Here is an 18,061-nt window from a genome sequence, read left to right on the forward strand (position 1 = left end):
CGCTGGCGACTTCGGGACGGCGATCGCGGCGCGAACGGCGGTCACGCGCAGTAGCAGGTGCGGGCGTGGTCACGACGGGCTGCGGCGCAGGCGTCGCCGCGGCGACCTGAACCGGCTTCGGTTCGGGAACATAGGGCTGGAATTGCGGCGCGAGTTGCGCATCGGCGAGACGGCCCGGCGTGCGCGCCATCTGGCCGAAATGCACCGCGAAGGCGCGGTCGCCGGGCGTCATGTTGGGCAGGCGGCGGAAGAAGGGTGTGAGCGCCGCGCCCATATTGTTGGGCATCATGCTCGATGCGATCCGCTCGGCACCCGGCACATCGCCGTTCATCGCGAGGATGAAGGCCCGCGCGCGCCATGCCGCGCGGTCGCTGCGGCGGAGCAATGGATCGAGTACGCGCATCGCCTCGTCCGACTTGCCGACAATGCCCAGCGACAGCGCGAGCCGCCGAACCAGTTCGTCGTCATTGCTGCGCTGCATCGCCTGACGATAGTCGCGCTGGGCCAGATGCGGCGCGCCGAGCAGATCATAGGCGAGGCCGCGATCGGCTGCATATTCACCCATCGGCAGGCCGCGCTTCTCAGCATCCTGGAACAACAGCAACGCTTCGCCCGGCCGCTCCATCTTGACCAGCACCGAAGCGCGGCCGGCGAAGATGCGCGGATTGTCCGGCTCCAGCTTCTCGGCACGCGCATAGAAAGCGAGCGCCGCCGCGGTGTCGTCCAGCCGGTTGCTGATCGTCGCAGCCGACAGCAGCGCACGCATATCGCGCGGATCGAGCGCAAGCGCGCGCATCTCCTCCGCCAGCCGATCCGCATCGGGATTCGGAGCGGCGACCACTTCGCTCGTCTGGGCGAAGGCGGGCATGGCGGCACCGCTCGCAGCAAGCGCGAGGGCAAGGGCCGATAGATGCGAAAAGCGAATCCGGTTCATGGGCTCCCCCACCCTACACCGAGCGCACGCTGAACCGAAAATGACAGCGCGCCCATGGCTCGATGGACCGAGCCATGGGCGCGCCGAAATCGCCGGTTACTGGTTGTTCTGGCTGCGCAGGAAACGCGGGATATCCAGCGGATCCTTGTCGTCGTCGTCGTCGGACTTGGCGCCGCCGCGCGCGGCCGAAGCCATGCGTTCGAACAGCGTGCCACCCGATTTGCGCTCCGGCTTCGGCGCCGGCTCGGCGGCCGGGGCGTCCTCGCCATCATCCGACGTCAGCCAGCGGCGGCGGCTGCCCAGTTCGGGCGCCGGCGGTTCGCTGGCAGCGGCATCTTCCGCGGTTTCCAGACCATCGTCCATCGCGACTTCGGAGCCGAGCAGAAGCTCGTCCGATTCCTCTTCGGCCGGAGCCGGTTCGGCCGCCGCTTCCGGCTCATAGGCTTCGGGGATCGACGGCGCGGCTGCGACTTCCGCTTCCGGTTCCGCGTCCTCGAAGGTCAGCGGGGCCGGTTCGGAGAAGCCCGGTTCGGCAACGGCTTCGGGTTCCTCGGGCAGCGGCGCGGTGACCGCGGCAGGTGCTTCCGCCGGACGGCGCGGGCTGGCGAAGCTGAACACGCGCGGCTGTTCGGCAGCGACCGGCTTGGCGGCAGCCTGTGCGTCCGCATCGATGCCGGTCGCGACGACCGAAACGCGAATCTTGCCGTCCAGTTCGGTGTTGAACGCAGAACCCCAGATGATGTTCGCATCGGGATCGACCAGCTCGCGGATATGGTTCGCAGCTTCGTCGATTTCGAGCAGGCGCATATCCTCGCCACCGGTGATCGAAACGATCACGCCCTTGGCACCGTTCATCGACACGCCATCGAGCAGCGGGTTGGCGATCGCCTTCTGCGCCGCCACGATCGCGCGGTCGTCGCCATCGGCTTCGCCGGTGCCCATCATAGCCTTGCCCATTTCCTGCATGACGGCGCGGATATCGGCGAAATCGAGGTTGATGAGGCCAGGCATGACCATCAGATCGGTGATACCGCGAACGCCCTGCTGAAGGACCTCGTCGGCCATCTCGAACGCTTCCTTGAAGGTCGTGTTCGCGTTGGCGATCAGGAACAGGTTCTGGTTCGGAATGACGATCAGCGTATCGACATACTTCTGAAGCTCGTCGATGCCCGCTTCGGCCGACTGGGCGCGGCGCTTGCCTTCGAACGCGAACGGCTTGGTCACCACGCCGACGGTCAGGATGCCCATGTCACGCGCCATCTTGGCGATGACGGGTGCCGCACCGGTGCCGGTGCCGCCGCCCATGCCGGCCGCGATGAACACCATGTGTGCGCCCTCGAGCGCCTTCTGCACCTGATCGATCGTTTCCTCGGCCGCCGCACGGCCGATCTCGGGCCGCGAGCCTGCACCGAGGCCCTGCGTGATTTTCGCGCCGAGCTGGATGCGGTGACCCGCGCTCGACTGCTTCAGCGCCTGCGCATCGGTGTTGGCGACCAGGAACTCGACGCCCTGGACGTCCGCCCGGATCATGTTCGCGATCGCGTTTCCACCCGCGCCGCCGACGCCGATCACGGTGATCTTGGGCGTCAGATCGTCGACTTCAGGCGGCAGAAAATCGATACTCATTGCCTTGTCTCCCCTCGCGTCTCCGGACTCGACCGGCCTGCGCGCATATACGGTTCGTTTGATGCACCAACGCCCGCACTGACTCTAGTGCAAACAAGCAGGCGCTGTCTTATTTCTTCAATAATTCGCCCGAAACGCGGCCAATAGTCGGGAAAATACGGCACGAGGACTGGCGCGCGTCACCATCTGGTGAGTCGGCTCCAGCGCGCGCAGGTCGATCGGGTCCGATGCCGCGAAACAAGCGAGTCCGGCCAGTGTCGCGAATCCCGGGCCGCTATGCGCCTCGGGCAGCGCCACCAGCCCCTTGGGACGGCCAACGCGCACCGTGCTGCCCAGCACCTGCTGCATGTAATCGGCAATGCCCTTCAGCTCCGCGCCGCCGCCGGTCAGCACGATCTGGCGGCCGACCGGGTCCTGCATGCCGAGCTTGACCAGTTCCTTCTGGATTTCCGGCACCAGCCGTTCGAGGCGCTGGCGTATCACCGCGATCAGCTGTGCCTTGGTGATGCGGGTACCCTCGGCGCCCTCCTCCGGGCTGGCATGGACGACGTCGATCATGTCGTGATTGTCGCGCGGGCTGATGTTGGCAGAGCCGTAGAAGCACTTCGTTCGCTCGGCCCATGCACGTGCGGTGCCGAAGGCCGAGGCGATATCGTCGGTGATGTCGGCCGAACCGATCGGGATGGACGCGAGGCCCGAGAGGACACCGCCCTGGAACACCGAGACGTTGGTGATGCCCGCGCCGATCTCGACCAAGGCCACGCCCAAGTCGCGTTCCTCCTCGGTCAGGCAGGCAAGGCCGGTGGCGAGCGGCGCGGCGATGATCGAGCGCACTTCGAGATGCGCCGAGCGGACGCACAGATCGAGATTGCGCACCGGCGATCCTTCGGTGGCGACGACATGGATATCGACGCCGAGCCGGTCGGCATGGAGGCCGATAGGACGCTTCACCCCGGCAAGGCCATCGACCGCATAGCGCATCGGCTGGGCGTGGAGCACCATCTTGCCCTGCGGATTGATCGCGTCGCGTCCGGCCTTGAGCAACTCGTCGATATCCGACTGTTCGACGCGGTGGCCACCCAGATCGGCCTCGAGCTTGACGATATCCGAGATCAGACCGCCCGCGGAGAAGCTGACCCAAACATTCTCGATATTGGTGCCGGCGATGCGCTCGGCCTGCTCGACCGCTTCGCGGATCGCCAGCTCGGTCGCGTGCATATCGGCGACATAGCCGCGCTTGACGCCGCGGCTCTCGCGCTGACCGGTGCCGAGCACGACCAGCTGGCCGTCATCGGTGCGCTGGGCGATCAGCGCCGAGACCTTCGACGATCCGACGTCGAGCGCAGTGATGAGACCTTCGGGTGCTGCCTTGGCCATGATTACTCGTCCCCCTGAATATCTTGCGCCGGTTGCGCGTCTGCGTCGACTGCGGGCTTTGCCGGAGTTTGTTTCGGCTGGGCCGGGCGGCGCTGGATGTACAATGTCTGCCCCACGCGCATATCGAACCGCACGAAGCCGCGGCCGAGCAGGCGCTGGGTGCCATCGGTCTCGGCGAAGCGCTTGAGCGCGTCGGCGGCTTCCTTCTCGCCCTCGGGCAGCAACAGCCGTTCGCCGGTGTCGAAGGTCAGGTCCCAGCGGCGATTGCCGACCCAGGTCGATGCTTTGACCAAAGGCTTGAGCGCGGGTGCCGCGTCCATCAGGCGGCGGCGGGCCACCTCCTGCTTGTTCGCCCCCTCACCCACCAGCAGCGGCAGATCGGGCATCGCATCGCGCGACACCGATTCCAGCGACACGCCATTGGGATCGATCAGCATCAGCACGCCGCGATTCTGCCAGATCGCCGCGGCCTCGCGCTCGACGACATTGACCACCAGCGTGTTGGGCAGGCGGCGCGACACGCGCGCATCCTCGATCCACGGATATTGCAGCAGCCGTTCGCGGACCAGCTCGAGATCGACCAGCGGCATCGCGCGCGACTTCTGGTCGAGCGCGGCCTGATAGACGGTCATCTTGTCCATATGCTTCAGGCCATAGGGATCGACCTGCTCGACGCGGAAGCCCATCTCGCCGACCACTTCGGACGCGGCCACGCCGACCATGCCGGGCACGCCGAAGAAGCTCGCCACCCCCAGCGCCACCGCGCCGGTGATGCCGACAATGCCCCAGGTCGCGATCTTCTGCAGCGTCTCATGGCTGACCGGCAGCGCGGTCATCGCCTGATCGAGCAGGCCCGGCCCCTTCTTCTTGCGCACCTGCTGCCGCTTCTTGGCGGGCGCGCGGGCCGGGGAACGGCGGACCGTTCGCTTGGTCACCCCGAAGCCTTTCCGGCCAACGCTTCCTCGACGATCCACTGCACCAGTTCGGGGTACGACATGCCGCAATATTTCGCCTGTTCGGGGACGAGGCTGAGCGGGGTCATGCCCGGCTGGGTGTTGGTTTCGAGCAGGAACAGGCCGTCCACGCCCTGATTGTCGTCCCAGCGGAAATCGGAGCGCGACGCGCCCTTGCAGCCGAGCAGCCGGTGCGCCTCGACCGCGAGGCGCATACAGGCGTCGGTGATCTCGTCGGGGATCTGCGCGGGGAAGACATGCTCGGTCAGCCCGTCGGTGTACTTGGAATCATAGTCGTAGAAGCCGCTCTTGGGCTTCAGTTCGGTGACGCCGAGCGCGCGGTCGCCGAGCACAGCGGTGGTCAGCTCGCGGCCGCGGATAAAGGGTTCGGCGAGCAGTTCGTCGAACTCCTGCCACGGCCCCTTGGCCTGCGGGCTGATCGGGTTCGAATAATTGCTCTCGTTGGTGACGATGGCGACGCCGACCGACGAGCCTTCGTTGACGGGCTTGAGCACATAGGGGCGCGGCAGCGGATCGTGCTGGTACAGCTCTTCGATGCGGACCATGCGGCCGCCCGGCATCGGAATGCCGTGCGGGACCAGCGCCTGCTTGGTGAGCTGCTTGTCGATCGCGATGACCGAAGTGACGAGGCCCGAATGGGTGTATTTCAGGCCCATCAGGTCGAGCATGCCCTGCACGGTACCGTCCTCGCCGGGCGAACCATGGAGCGCGTTGAACACGATATCGGGCTTGAGGTTGGCGAGCGTGACCGCGACGTTGCGGTCCATATCGACGCGGCTGACCTTGTGGCCGAGCGATTCCAGCGCGTCGGCGACGCCGTTGCCGGACATCAGCGAGACTTCGCGCTCGTTGGACCAGCCGCCCATCAGGACTGCGACGTGGAGCTTGTTCACTTCACGATCCCCACGCGCTGAATTTCCCATTCGAGTTCGACCCCTGATTTCGCTTTGACCTTGGCCCGCACTTCCTCGCCCAGCGCCTCGATATCGGTGCTGGTCGCCTCGCCGACGTTGAGCAGGAAGTTGGTGTGCTTCTCGCTGACCTGCGCATCGCCCTTGCGCAGCCCGCGGCAGCCGGCTTCATCGACAAGCTGCCACGCCTTGTGCCCCTGCGGGTTCTTGAAGGTGGAACCGCCGGTCTTGCTGCGCAGCGGCTGCGATTCCTCGCGCGCGGCGGCGATGCGGTCCATCTCGGCCTGGATCGCCACCGGATCGCCGGGATGGCCGCGGAAGATGGCGCTGACCACGATCGCGCCCTCGGGCAGTTCGCTGTGGCGATAAGTGTAGGCGAGATCGGCGAGCGGGAGCGTCTTTCGCTCGCCTGAGCGCAGGATCACGTCGCATTCGACCAGAATGTCGCAGGTCTCGCGGCCATAGGCCCCGCCGTTCATGCGCACGAAGCCGCCGACCGTGCCGGGGATCGAGCGGAGGAACTCGACGCCGCCAATGCCCGCATCGCGGGCCCTGGACGAGACGAGGATGCCCGAGGCACCGCCGCCGCATTTCAGGGTAGTTGCATCGATCTGCTCGACGGTGGCGAAGGTCTTGCCGAGACGGATCACGACGCCGGGGACGCCGCCGTCGCGGACGATCATGTTCGAGCCGAGGCCAAGGCCCATGACCGGGACGGCGGGATCGAGCGCAAACAGGAAGCTGGCCAGATCCTCGGCATCGGCAGGTTCGAACAGCCACTCGGCCGCGCCACCGCTCTTGAACCAGACGAGCGGCGCGAGCGGTGCGCCATGGGTCAGTTTACCACGGACAGGAGGCAGCGCGTAGCAAACGCTCACTTCCACCCCCACAGCTTCGCCCATTGCTTCCACGCGGCCATATTGGCTTCGACGGCCTTCTGGCTCACCTCCTGAAGATCGGTCAGCTGTTTCGCGCCGTCGAGCATCTTCTCGGCGGCGTCGAGCTGGGCCTTTTGCGCGCGCAGGATCTCGCGCTGCATCTCCATGGCGGTGGTGAAGAAGTCGCTCATGCGGAAACCTTCACTTCGTCGATCGCGGTGGCCAGTCCGGCGGCCCATTTGGTGATGTCGCCAGCGCCGAGGCACACGACCATGTCACCCGGCTGGATCACCTCGGCGAGCGTCGTGGCGAGGCCCGCCGCATCTGCGACGGTAGCGGCAGCACGGTGACCGCGACGCTTGATGCCTTCGACCAAAGCCTCGGAATCGACGCCCTCGACCGGCTGCTCGCCCGCGGCATAGACCGGGGTGATATAGACCATGTCGGCGTCGTTGAACGCCTGGGCGAAGTCATCCATCAGATTGCCGAGGCGCGAGAAGCGGTGCGGCTGCATCACTGCGATCACGCGGCCGCGAGCAGATTCCCGCGCGGCAGACAGAACCGCGCGGATCTCGACCGGATGGTGGCCGTAATCGTCGATGATCGTGGTGCCATGGGTCTCACCGACCTTGGTGAAGCGGCGCTTGACCCCGCCGAAGCGGGCAAAGCCCTTCTGGATGGTCGCGTCGGCAATGCCGAGTTCCAGCGCCACGCCGATCGCGGCCAGCGCGTTCTGGACATTGTGGCGGCCGGGCATGGGCAGATCGATGCCCTCGATCGAACGGACCGTGCCGTCGCGGTGGCGGATGATCGCTTCGAACTTGTTGCCGCCGGCATAGGGCGTGACGTTGACGCCGCGCACATCGGCCGAGGCCGCGAAACCATAGGTGACGATGCGGCGATCCCGCACGCGCGGGATGATCGCCTGAACCTCGGGGTGATCGAGGCACAGCAGGGCCGCGCCGTAAAAAGGCACATTCTCGACGAACTCGACGAAACAGTCCTTCACCCGATCGAACGAGCCGTAATGGTCGAGATGCTCGGGATCGATATTGGTCACCACCGCAATGGTGCCGTCGAGGCGGAGGAAGCTGCCGTCGCTCTCGTCAGCCTCGACCACCATCCAGTCGCTGTCGCCAAGACGCGCGTTCGAGCCGTACTGGTTGATGATGCCGCCGTTGATGACCGTCGGATCGACGCCGCCGGCATCGAGCAGGGCCGCGATCATCGAGGTCGTCGTGGTCTTGCCGTGCGTGCCGGCCACCGCGACGGTGGACTTCAGCCGCATCAGCTCGGCCAGCATCTCGGCGCGGCGGACCACAGGGATGCGGCGCTCATAGGCGGCTTCGACTTCAGGATTGCCGCGCTTGATCGCGGTGGAAGTGACCACCACCGCCGCATCGCCCAGATTTTCCGCCGCATGGCCGATCGCGACGGTGATGCCGCGCTTGCGCAGCCCCTCGATCACATAGCCTTCGGCGACGTCCGAACCCTGAACATGATAGCCGAGATTGTGCATCACCTCGGCAATGCCCGACATGCCGATGCCGCCGATGCCGACGAAGTGGATTGTTCCGATATCGGTTGCGACGCCCTTCATTAGTAAGCGCTCTTTCCCTGCATGGCTGCGCGGCGGATAGCGATGGGAGCCTCCGGCGCATGGATGGATTCGACCAGATCGGCGAGGTCGCGGGCGGCGTTGGGCTTGCCGCACGACTTGGCGCGCTCGGCCGCATTCTGCAACGCGACCGTGTCGAGGCCGAGCTTCTGGATCTGCTTGGCGAGTTCGGTGGCGGTGAAGGCGCGCTGGTTGATCGTGCGTGCACCGCCGGCCGCGGTGATTTCCTTCGCATTGACCGTCTGGTGATCGTCGGTCGCGCTGGGCAGCGGAACGAGGATCGCGGGACGGCCCGCCGCGGTCAGTTCGGAAATGGTCGAGGCCCCTGCTCGCGCGATCACGATATGCGCCCAGGCGAGCCGCTCGGGCATGTCGGGCAGATAGGTCGCGATCTCGGCCGGGATCTCGTGCGCGAGATACTTGGCGCGGACCTGCTCGATATCCTCGACGCGGGCCTGGTGCGTCACCTGCATGCGGCGGCGGAAATGGGTGGGCAGCAACGCGAGGCCATCGGGTACGACCTGCGAAAGGATCGACGCACCCTGGCTACCGCCGGTGACGAGAACGCGGAAGATGCCGTCCTCCTCCAGCATCGGATAGGGCCGGTTGCGCAGCTCGAGGATCGCCTCGCGCACCGGGTTGCCGATATGATGGGTCTTGGCCTTCCAGCCATCCTTCAGCCGCTCGGTTTCGCCATAGCTGGTGGCGATGGCATCGACCTTGCCCGCGACATAGCGGTTGACCCGGCCGAGCACGGCGTTCTGTTCGTGGATCACGGTCGGCACGCCGCGCGCGAATGCGGCCAGCAGTGCCGGGAGCGCAGGATAGCCGCCAAAGCCGATCACGCAGCTCGGCTGCATTTCCTTCATCAGCTTGATCGCCATCGAGCGACCCGCGAGCATCTTGCCTGCCGCCTTGACGAAGCCGAGCGGCCCGCCGCCCAGCCGCCCTGCGGGAAGGACGTGCGTCTCGATATCCTCGAACAGGCCGGGAAAGCGCACGCCGCGATCGTCGCTGATCAGCGCGACATGATGACCGCGCCCGATCAGCTCCGCCGCCAGCGCCGCCGCGGGCACCATGTGCCCCCCGGTGCCGCCTGCCGCCAGAACATAGGTACGCGAATTCGTCATGTGCCGCTCCACCGCACGGTATAGGGAGAGCGCTTCAGATACGGGTTTCGCCGCGTGAAGGCGAGCAAAAGCCCCATCCCGATCGAAAGCGCGATCATCGATGAACCGCCATAGCTGATGAAGGGCAAGGTCATGCCCTTGGACGGCGCCAGGCCGGTGTTCACCGCCATGTTGATGAAGGCCTGAACGCCGAACTGCGCGACGAGGCCGGTGGCCGCGAGCAGCTTGAATGCGTCCTCTTCGTCGATCAGCTTGAGCAGCACGCGCAGAATGATCGCGACGTACAGCACCGCGATGGCCGCGCAGGCGATCAGCCCGAACTCCTCGCCGATCACCGAGAAGATATAGTCGGTATGCGCCTCGGGCAGCTTGAACTTGACCTGTCCGCTGCCGGGGCCGGTGCCGAACAGGCCGCCGGAGGTCAGCGTCTGCTCGGCCATGTTGGTCTGGTAATGCTCGGCCAGCGCCTTTTCCTTGGTCGGCCACAGGAAGCTGTCGATGCGGATGCGGGCGGTGTCGTAGAACAGATAGGCCGAGACGATCCCGGCGACCCCGATCCCGGTGAGGCCGCCGATCACTGCGGGCGAGATACCCGCCACGGTCATCAGGATGATCCAGACGATGCAAAAGACCATGGTCTGGCCGAAGTCCGGCTGCATCATCAGTAACAGCGCGACCAGCGCGGTGAGACCGCCGGTCACGCCCAGCATCAGCGTCATCGGCAATTGCGCATCGGTGGCGCGCAGCGACAGAATCCAGGCGATCGAGACGATGAACAGGGGTTTGAGAAACTCGGACGGCTGGAGATCGGAAATGCCCAGATCGATCCAGCGCTTCGCGCCGTTCACTTCGCTGCCGATAAAAGGCAGCAGGATCAGCAGCCCGATGCAGATGCCCGCCCCGATCAGCGCGCCGCGCCGGGCGAGGGTCAGCGGCACCATCGATACGAACACCATGATCGGCACCGACAGCGCGACCCAGATCAGCTGGCGCCAGAAATAGAACATCGGCGGGACGATATGCGCGCCGTCCGAATAGCGCCGCGCGGTAGCGGGCGATGCGGCAGCGACGGCGACGAGGCCGATCGCGATCAGCAGCAGCACCATCAGCAGCAGGACGCGGTCGACTTCCCAGAACCACATGCCCGCGCGCGTCTGGTTGGCGCGGCCGATCTGGCTGCTCACGCGGCGGCGGACGCGGGGCGCCTCGGGGGCGTCGATCGCTTCTTCGGTCACGCCAGCGCCTCTACGGCATCACGGAAAGCCTGACCCCGCGCCTCATAATCGCGGAACTGATCGAAGGAAGCGCAGGCCGGTGACAGCAGCACCGTGTCGCCCGGCTGCGCATTGGCCGCGGCCGCCTTCACGGCCGCTTCCAGCGTGCCGCTCTTCTCGACGGGCATGTCGGCGCTCAGGAGTTCCGCGAACATGTCGCCCGCCTCGCCGATGGTGTAGGCGCGGACAACATGGGGAAAACCCGGACGGCAGGCGTCGAGGTCACTGGTCTTGGCTTTGCCGCCGACGATCCAGTGGATGCGCGGATATGCGGAGAGCGCGGGCGCAGCGGAGTCCGAATTGGTCGCCTTGCTGTCGTTGACGAACAGCACGCCGTTGCGTTCGGCGACCCGCTCCATCCGGTGCGGCAGGCCGGGGAAGGTCTGGAGGCCCTTGTCGATCGACGCATTGTCGATGCCGAGCGCTTCACAGGCGGCGATGGCGGCGAGTGCGTTCTGGGCGTTGTGCGGCCCCTGAAGTGCTGGCCAGCGCGACTGATCCATGCAGACGCCGGGCGCGATCTTGGTCAGGTCCTCGCTGCGGCCCGAGACGGCAACCTGACGGGCGATGGCAGCGGAAGGGTTGTCGCCGATGCCGATAATCGCGGCATGCCCCTTTGACTGCATCGCGAACAGGCGCGCCTTGGAGGCGGCATAGCCTTCGAAGCCGTCGTAACGGTCGAGATGGTCGGGGGTGATGTTGAGCAACACCGCCACGTCGCAATCGAGGCTGTGGGTCAGGTCGATCTGGTAGCTGGACAGTTCCAGCACATAGACGCCGCCTTCGGCCAGCGGTTCCTCCGCGAGGATCGGGATGCCGATATTGCCCCCGGCCAGCGACGGGATGCCGGCGGTGCGGACGATATGGTCGATCAGCGCGGTGGTAGTCGACTTGCCGTTGGTGCCTGTGATGCCGACGACGCGATGCGGCGGCAGCTCGGCGCGGGCCTGTGCGAAGAGTTCGATGTCGCCGATCAGGGGCACGCCCGCATCACGCGCCTTGGCGGTGATCGGATGCTTGTTGATCGGTACGCCCGGCGAGACGACCACGCCGGCGAACCCGGTCAGGTCGATCTCCAGCGGATCGGCCAGTTCGGCATTGGTCACCTTCGCGCGGACATCGGCGTTCGTGTCCCACGCCACCACTTCCGCGCCGCTTGCGACAAGCGCGTCCACGGTCGCGATGCCGGATCGCGCAAGCCCCAGCACCGCATAGCGTTTGCCGCGCCAGGCGGTGCTCGTGATCATCGCAGCTTGAGCGTCGCCAGTCCTGCCAGCGCCAGCACGAACGAGATGATCCAGAAGCGGATCACGACCGTAGGTTCGGACCAGCCAAGCTGTTCGAAATGGTGGTGGATCGGCGCCATCCTGAAGATGCGCTTGCCGGTGCGCTTGAAGAAGAACACCTGGATGATGACGCTGAGCGCCTCCATCACGAACAGGCCGCCGATGATGCCCAGCACCAGCTCGTGATGCGTGACGACGGCGATGGTGCCGAGCGCGCCGCCGAGCGCCAGCGAGCCGGTATCGCCCATGAACACCGCTGCAGGCGGCGCGTTGAACCACAGGAACGCGAGGCCCGCGCCGACGATGGCGCCGCAGAAGATGGCAAGGTCACCCGCGCCGGGGACATGGGGAATGCCGAGATAGGTGGCGAACACCTTGTTACCCGCCAGATAGGCGATCAGCATGAAGGCCATGCTGGCGATCACCACCGGCATGGTCGCAAGGCCGTCCAGACCGTCGGTCAGGTTCACCGCATTGCCGAACGCCACGATCGTGAAGGCCGCGAAGGCAATGTAGAGATAACCGAGATCCGGGTGGAGCCAGCTGAAGAAGGGCACGTACAGATGCGTGCCGTTCAGAGAGATGATGATCCAGCTCGCCACGCCCGCAATCGCGAACTCGCCGAGCAGGCGAACCCTGCCGGAGACCCCCGCGGTCTTCTGTTTCCGGACCTTGTCGTAATCGTCGAGGAACCCGATCATGCCGAACCCGAAGGTCACGAACATGCACGCCCAGACATAGGGATTGCTCAGGTCCATCCACAGCAGGATCGACAGCATCAGGCTGGTGAGAATCATCAGGCCGCCCATGGTGGGCGTGCCGCGCTTGGCCAGATGGCTCTGCGGGCCATCGTCGCGGATCGGCTGACCCTTGCCCTGACGGATGCGCAACCAGCCGATGAAGCGCGGGCCGATGATCAGCCCGAGCAGCAGCGCCGTCGCGACAGCGCCGCCGGTGCGGAAGGACAAGTAACGGAAAAGGTTGAAGATGCCCGGAAAGTCCAGCCAATCAGCAATCAAATAGAGCATGGTTGCCTTTCCGCCAGCGCTGCGACCACGCTCGATAGCCGCACGCCGTTCGACCCCTTGACGAGAACCGCATCACCCGGAGCAAGCATGTCGAGAAGGTGATCGCGGGCCGCCGTCGCGTCGGGCACATGGACGAAATCGACATGCCCCTCAAGCGCATTTGCGAGGGGTTTCATGCTCTCGCCGACAAGGATCGCGAAATCGACACCGGCTGCCGCGATCGGGCTCCAAAGTTCGGCGTGGAACGCGTCGGAATGCTCGCCCAGTTCGCGCATTTCGCCGAGCACCGCCAGCTTGCGCCCGGCCTCGTGCGACAGCACGTCGAGCGTGGCGCGCATCGATGCGGGATTGGCGTTGTAGCTCTCGTCGATCACCAATGCCTCGCCGCCATCGACCGGCGCAAGGAAGCGCTGGCCGCGACCGGCAAGCCCGCCCATTTCGGCAAGCGCGAGGCCAGCGAGTTCGAGATCGCCGCCCACGGCATCGACTGCCGCGAGGATCGCCATCGAATTGGACACCCAGTGCGCGCCGGGCTGGGAAATGGTGAAGCTCAGTTCCCGCCCCCCCTTTTCATTGGCACCCAACCGCGCGGTGACGAAGGTGCCACCGGTGCGGGTGCGCATCGTCTCGATGGCGCGGACGTCCGCCCCCTCGCCCATGCCGAAGGTCACGATTTTCGCGGCATAGGGTTTGGCGGCAGCGATCAGCCGGTCACGATGCGGGCTGTCGAACGGGACGATCGCGGTGCCCCCCGGCTCGAGACCCTGGAAGATCTCGCCCTTGGCATCGGCGATGGCGGCTTCGTCCTTGAAGAAGCCCATATGCGCCGGGGCGATGGTAGTGACCATCGCGACATGCGGGCGAACGAACTGCGTCAGCGCGGCGAGTTCGCCGGCATGGTTCATGCCCATCTCGAACACGCCGAAACGGGTGCTGGCGGGCATACGGGCGAGGCTGAGCGGTACGCCGGTATGATTGTTGTACGACTTGACCGAGCGGTGGGCATAGCCCGGGTCCTGCCGGTCGAGCGCAGCGAACAGCGCCTCCTTGGTGCCGGTCTTGCCTACCGAACCGGTGACGCCGATCACCTTGCCCTGCATTCGCGCACGCGCAGCGACGCCCATCGCCTCCAGCGCGCGCATCGTATCGGCAACGATGATGTGCGGGTGCGGCGTCTGGGAGTGAACGACCGCACCCGCAGCCCCTTGGCCAAATGCCTGGTCGAGGAAGCGATGACCATCGGTCGTCTCTCCGCTCAGGGCCAGGAACAGGTCGCCAGGGCCAACCTCGCGGGAGTCGAACGTGACTCCCGAAACTTCGAATTCCGCACTTGCCGTGCCGCCGGTGGCGGTGGCGATCTCATCCGCGGTCCACAGCCTCACGCCGCGCACTCCCGCGCAACATTGACGTCGTCGAACGGCAGGACACGATCGCCGACGATCTGGCCCTGCTCGTGACCCTTGCCGGCCAGCAGCACGATGTCTTCCGGCCCGGCCAGATGGATCGCGGCCGCAATGGCGCCACGACGGTCGCCGATTTCGATGGCGTCGGGCGCACCCTTCAGCACCTCGCGGCGGATCGCGGCGGGATCTTCGGAGCGCGGATTGTCGTCGGTGACGATCACCACGTCCGCGCCCAGTGCAGCCTCGCGGCCCATCAGTTCGCGCTTGCCAGGATCGCGGTCGCCGCCCGCACCGAAGACGAGGATCAAGCGCCCCTTGGTATGCGGCTTGAGCGCGGATACCGCCGCTTCGAGCGCATCGGGGGTATGGGCATAGTCGACATAGACCGGCGCCCCGCTCTTCGCGATCACCGCACGCTCAAGGCGGCCGCGGACCGGCTGAAGGCGCGCGAGATTGGCGAGCGTTGTGGCGACGTCACCGCCGGTCGCGATCACCAGCCCCGCGGCGGTCAGCGCATTGGCAGCCTGATAGGCGCCGATCAGCGGCAGATTGACCTTGTAGCTCTTGCCGTCGGCTTCGATGGTCAGCCCCTGCCCCAGCAAGGTCGGTTCGCGCGACACGAGGCGCAGCGTATCGCCATGTTCGCCCACGGTGATCAGCCGGTTGCCGCGCACCCGGGCGAGATCGATCACCCGCTCCGAATTGGCGTCGTCGACCCATACCACCGCGGTGCCGTCATCCTGAAGCACTTCGGCGAACAGGCGCAGCTTGGCGTGGAAATAGGCGGCCATGTCGCCATGATAATCGAGATGATCGCGGCTGAGATTGGTGAAGGCGGCGGCCTTCACCGGCAGGCCTTCGGTCCGGTACTGCGACAGGCCGTGCGACGAGGCTTCGAACGCGACATGGGTGACGCCTTCGCGGGCCAGCCCTGCCACGTTCGACAGGAATGTGACGATATCGGGCGTGGTCAGCCCGGTGGTGACGGTATCGTCCGCAGTGGTGACGCCGAGCGTGCCGATCGACGCGGCGTGATTGCCGGTCATCCGCCAGAGCTGGCGGGTCATCTCGACCGTGGAGGTCTTGCCGTTGGTACCGGTGACTGCGACCGCGGTCTGCGGAAACGGCGCAAAGAACGCCGCGGCCAGATGGGCGAAGCGTTCGCGCGGGTTCACGTCAGCAATGTGCAGCGCGCCTTCGACCACAGCTTCGGGCCGGGCGACGATGGCGATGGCACCGGCCTGGATCGCGGCAGGAATGAAATCCTCGCCATTGACGGCCGCGCCCTGGAACGCGCCGAAGATGGTGCCAGGCGCCACCTTGCGGTGATCGATCGCAAAGCCGGTGACGGCGCTGTCGCCGCCGCCTTCGATCAGCTGGCCCAGCCTCATTGGCCGTGCTCGTTCGGATTCTTCCAGATCAGCGGCGTCAGTTCGGACAGGTTCACGTCCTTGTTCGCATCGGGGATCACGCCCAGCAGCGGGCCGGTACGCATCACCACCCGCTTCACGACGGGCGCGGCGGTCCAGCCAGCGGTGCGCTGGCCGGCCGATTCGGCATTTCCTATGGGAGAATCGAGCATGGCGATCACCACATAGCGCGGCTTGTCCATTGGGAAAGCCGCCGCGAAGGTGGAGACGTTCTCACTGGCCGAGTAACCTTTCGCACCGGGCTTTTCCGCGGTGCCGGTCTTGCCACCGACGCGGAAGCCCGGGGCGTCGGCCTTGCTGCCGGTGCCATGGGTGACGATCAGGCGCAGAAGCTGGCGCATCCGCATGCTGGTCGATTCGGAAATGATGCGGCGGCCGGGGGGAATCTTGGCCGGATCGACCTTCATCAGCGTGGGCGCATGCCACACACCGCCATTGACCAAAGCGGCATAGGCGCAGGCGAGATGCATCGGGGTGACCGCGATGCCATGGCCGAATGCGGTGGTCATGGTGGTCGAACGGCCCCAGTCGCGCGGCCACAGCGTGCCCCAGCGCTCGATCTCGATCGGCAAGGGCTTGTCGAACATCATGTCGCGGAAGATCTTCTCCAGCGGCTCGCGGCCCATCAGGTCGGCGATCCGCGCAGTGGCGATGTTCGACGAATAGATCAGCGTTTCCGGGATGTTGAGGAAACGCTTTTGCGGGTGATCGTCCTTGATGCTGAAGCGGCCGATCTTGAGCGGCTCGACCGCATCGAAGCGGCGCGACATCGACGTGACGGTGCCGCTTTCGATCGCCGCGGCCATCGCGATCGGCTTGAACGCCGAACCCAGTTCGTAGCGGCTCTGGGTCATGTTGTTCGCGGGCGGGGCGACTTCGATCATGTTGGGATTGAAGCTGGGCAACGAGACCATCGCGACGATCTCGCCGGTATCGACGTCGAGGATCACGCCGGCAGCCCCCTTGGCCTGGAAACCGGCCATCGCGGTACCCAGCTCATTCTCGAACGCTGCCTGCACCCGCAGATCGATCGCCAGCGCGGTGGGATTGGCGCGGCCCGCATCGCTGAGCAGGCGCGCGTCGAGCGTCTTTTCCATGCCGGTGCCGCCATGGCCGGTCGAATTGACGAAGCCGAGCACGTGTGCGGCCATCGACGACTGCGGATAGAGCCGGTCCGGTTCGCGCATCATCTCGATGCCCGGCTCACCCAGCGCATTGACCTGCTTGACCAGTTCGGGGAGCGCACGGCGCTTCAGCCAGGCGAACGAGCCGCCTGAATTGAGCAGCGCATAATATTGCGCCTCACTGCGATCCGGGATCAGCGCGGCAAGGCGCTTCGCCAGATCGGCCTTGTTGCTGATCAGCTGATTGGGATGCACCGCGATCGACCAGCCATCGATGGTGCGCGCCAGCGGTTGGCCGTTACGATCGACGATGTCGCCGCGCGGCGGCAGCAGCCGGTCGGCCGGATTGGCGGCGATGGCCGGCGACGCGGCAAGCGCGAGCCAAGCCAGCCGGCCGACCACCAGCACGACGAGCACGCCGAAGATCAATGCCAGGATCGTCAGGCGAACCTGTGCGACGGCGACGAGCGACTGCCGGGCCCCGCCCGAACCGCGCGCTCGCGCGGACGGTGCGAGGATGACGGTCAACGCAGCGCCAGCTTTTCGGAGGCCGCCCCGCGATCGAGATCGCTGATGGTGGAGGCGCTGAGCATCGCGACGCGCGTGTTGCTGGCAACGCGGGTCACGCCGCTGCCATTGGAAGCGACAGCCTTGCCCGGAGCACGGGCCGACTTGTCGACCTTGGCGACGGCAGTCGCGACTGCCGGTGCGGCCTGAACCTTCGGCGTGGCAGCCGGGACGACCAGCGCGGCGACCTGCGGCATGGCCTCGTCCTGATCGGCGTCGAGGCTGGCCAGCGCATGCTCGTCGGGCAGGAACTGATCGGCGACCGGCGCGGCATAAGCGACGACTTCGCCATTCCACTGCTGGAGCTGCGCCAGGTTCGCGCGGGCACTGAATTCGGTTTCCAGCCCGCGGATATCCTTCTTCGCGTCGATGATCTGGCCCTCCACGGTGTGCAGGCGCGCACGCTCGGCCGCGCCATAGGTCGTGGTCATGTAACCGCCAACCGCCACCGAAACGCTGGCGGCAAGCCACGCAATCGCTCCAAAGCCCTGGACCATCACC

The 18,061-nt window shown here is 66.1% G+C and carries 15 protein-coding genes and 1 pseudogene; all 16 read right to left on the reverse strand.

Going from position 1 to position 18,061, the window contains the following annotated elements:
* Window positions 1–868 (reverse strand): annotated as a pseudogene (locus tag P1X14_RS11585) (SPOR domain-containing protein); the annotation flags it as partial.
* Window positions 869–1,030: 162 nt separating this feature from the next.
* On the reverse strand, window positions 1,031–2,560 hold the full coding sequence (gene ftsZ / locus P1X14_RS11590; RefSeq protein ID WP_277315526.1) for a cell division protein FtsZ: 1,530 nt from the start codon (window positions 2,558–2,560) through the stop codon (window positions 1,031–1,033).
* 117 nt (window positions 2,561–2,677) lie between these two features.
* Window positions 2,678–3,937 (reverse strand): cell division protein FtsA, encoded by a 1,260-nt coding sequence (gene ftsA / locus P1X14_RS11595; RefSeq protein WP_277315527.1) that lies wholly within the window; start codon window positions 3,935–3,937, stop codon window positions 2,678–2,680.
* Between the two features lie 2 nt (window positions 3,938–3,939).
* Window positions 3,940–4,872: a cell division protein FtsQ/DivIB gene (locus P1X14_RS11600; RefSeq protein ID WP_277315528.1), complete on the reverse strand. Its 933-nt coding sequence runs from the start codon at window positions 4,870–4,872 to the stop codon at window positions 3,940–3,942.
* On the reverse strand, window positions 4,869–5,804 hold the full coding sequence (locus P1X14_RS11605; protein WP_277315530.1) for a D-alanine--D-alanine ligase: 936 nt from the start codon (window positions 5,802–5,804) through the stop codon (window positions 4,869–4,871). Before P1X14_RS11605 ends, P1X14_RS11600 begins: the two co-directional genes overlap by 4 nt.
* Window positions 5,801–6,700 (reverse strand): UDP-N-acetylmuramate dehydrogenase, encoded by a 900-nt coding sequence (gene murB, locus P1X14_RS11610; RefSeq protein WP_277315531.1) that lies wholly within the window; start codon window positions 6,698–6,700, stop codon window positions 5,801–5,803. The genes P1X14_RS11605 and murB overlap by 4 nt, the downstream gene beginning before the upstream one ends.
* A complete protein-coding gene (locus tag P1X14_RS11615) occupies window positions 6,697–6,891 on the reverse strand; it encodes a hypothetical protein (RefSeq protein WP_277315532.1) in 195 nt (64 codons plus the stop codon). Before P1X14_RS11615 ends, murB begins: the two co-directional genes overlap by 4 nt.
* Window positions 6,888–8,300 carry a UDP-N-acetylmuramate--L-alanine ligase gene (gene murC / locus P1X14_RS11620; protein ID WP_277315533.1) on the reverse strand — a complete coding sequence of 471 codons (1,413 nt, stop codon included), beginning with the start codon at window positions 8,298–8,300 and terminating at the stop codon, window positions 6,888–6,890. Before murC ends, P1X14_RS11615 begins: the two co-directional genes overlap by 4 nt.
* On the reverse strand, window positions 8,300–9,448 hold the full coding sequence (gene murG, locus P1X14_RS11625; protein WP_277315534.1) for an undecaprenyldiphospho-muramoylpentapeptide beta-N-acetylglucosaminyltransferase: 1,149 nt from the start codon (window positions 9,446–9,448) through the stop codon (window positions 8,300–8,302). The genes murC and murG overlap by 1 nt, the downstream gene beginning before the upstream one ends.
* Window positions 9,445–10,590, reverse strand: a complete 1,146-nt coding sequence (ftsW, locus tag P1X14_RS11630; protein WP_277315589.1) for a putative lipid II flippase FtsW — start codon at window positions 10,588–10,590, stop codon at window positions 9,445–9,447. Before ftsW ends, murG begins: the two co-directional genes overlap by 4 nt.
* Before the next feature lie 89 nt (window positions 10,591–10,679).
* The gene (gene murD, locus P1X14_RS11635) at window positions 10,680–11,969 is read right to left on the reverse strand and encodes a UDP-N-acetylmuramoyl-L-alanine--D-glutamate ligase (protein WP_277315535.1); all 1,290 of its coding nucleotides are present in this window, start codon (window positions 11,967–11,969) and stop codon (window positions 10,680–10,682) included.
* Window positions 11,966–13,036 carry a phospho-N-acetylmuramoyl-pentapeptide-transferase gene (gene mraY / locus P1X14_RS11640; protein WP_277315536.1) on the reverse strand — a complete coding sequence of 357 codons (1,071 nt, stop codon included), beginning with the start codon at window positions 13,034–13,036 and terminating at the stop codon, window positions 11,966–11,968. Before mraY ends, murD begins: the two co-directional genes overlap by 4 nt.
* Window positions 13,024–14,418, reverse strand: a complete 1,395-nt coding sequence (murF, locus tag P1X14_RS11645; protein WP_277315537.1) for a UDP-N-acetylmuramoyl-tripeptide--D-alanyl-D-alanine ligase — start codon at window positions 14,416–14,418, stop codon at window positions 13,024–13,026. The genes mraY and murF overlap by 13 nt, the downstream gene beginning before the upstream one ends.
* Window positions 14,415–15,830 (reverse strand): UDP-N-acetylmuramoyl-L-alanyl-D-glutamate--2,6-diaminopimelate ligase, encoded by a 1,416-nt coding sequence (locus P1X14_RS11650; protein ID WP_277315538.1) that lies wholly within the window; start codon window positions 15,828–15,830, stop codon window positions 14,415–14,417. The genes murF and P1X14_RS11650 overlap by 4 nt, the downstream gene beginning before the upstream one ends.
* Entirely contained in the window at window positions 15,827–17,521 is a 1,695-nt protein-coding gene (locus P1X14_RS11655) for a penicillin-binding protein 2 (protein WP_277315539.1), read from the reverse strand. Before P1X14_RS11655 ends, P1X14_RS11650 begins: the two co-directional genes overlap by 4 nt.
* Window positions 17,518–18,057, reverse strand: coding sequence for a hypothetical protein (locus tag P1X14_RS11660; RefSeq protein ID WP_277315540.1), 540 nt, complete (start codon window positions 18,055–18,057; stop codon window positions 17,518–17,520). Before P1X14_RS11660 ends, P1X14_RS11655 begins: the two co-directional genes overlap by 4 nt.
* Between the last annotated feature and the right edge of the window lie 4 nt (window positions 18,058–18,061).

The organism is Sphingomonas sp. AOB5 (assembly GCF_029433115.1).
GTDB lineage: Bacteria > Pseudomonadota > Alphaproteobacteria > Sphingomonadales > Sphingomonadaceae > Sphingomonas.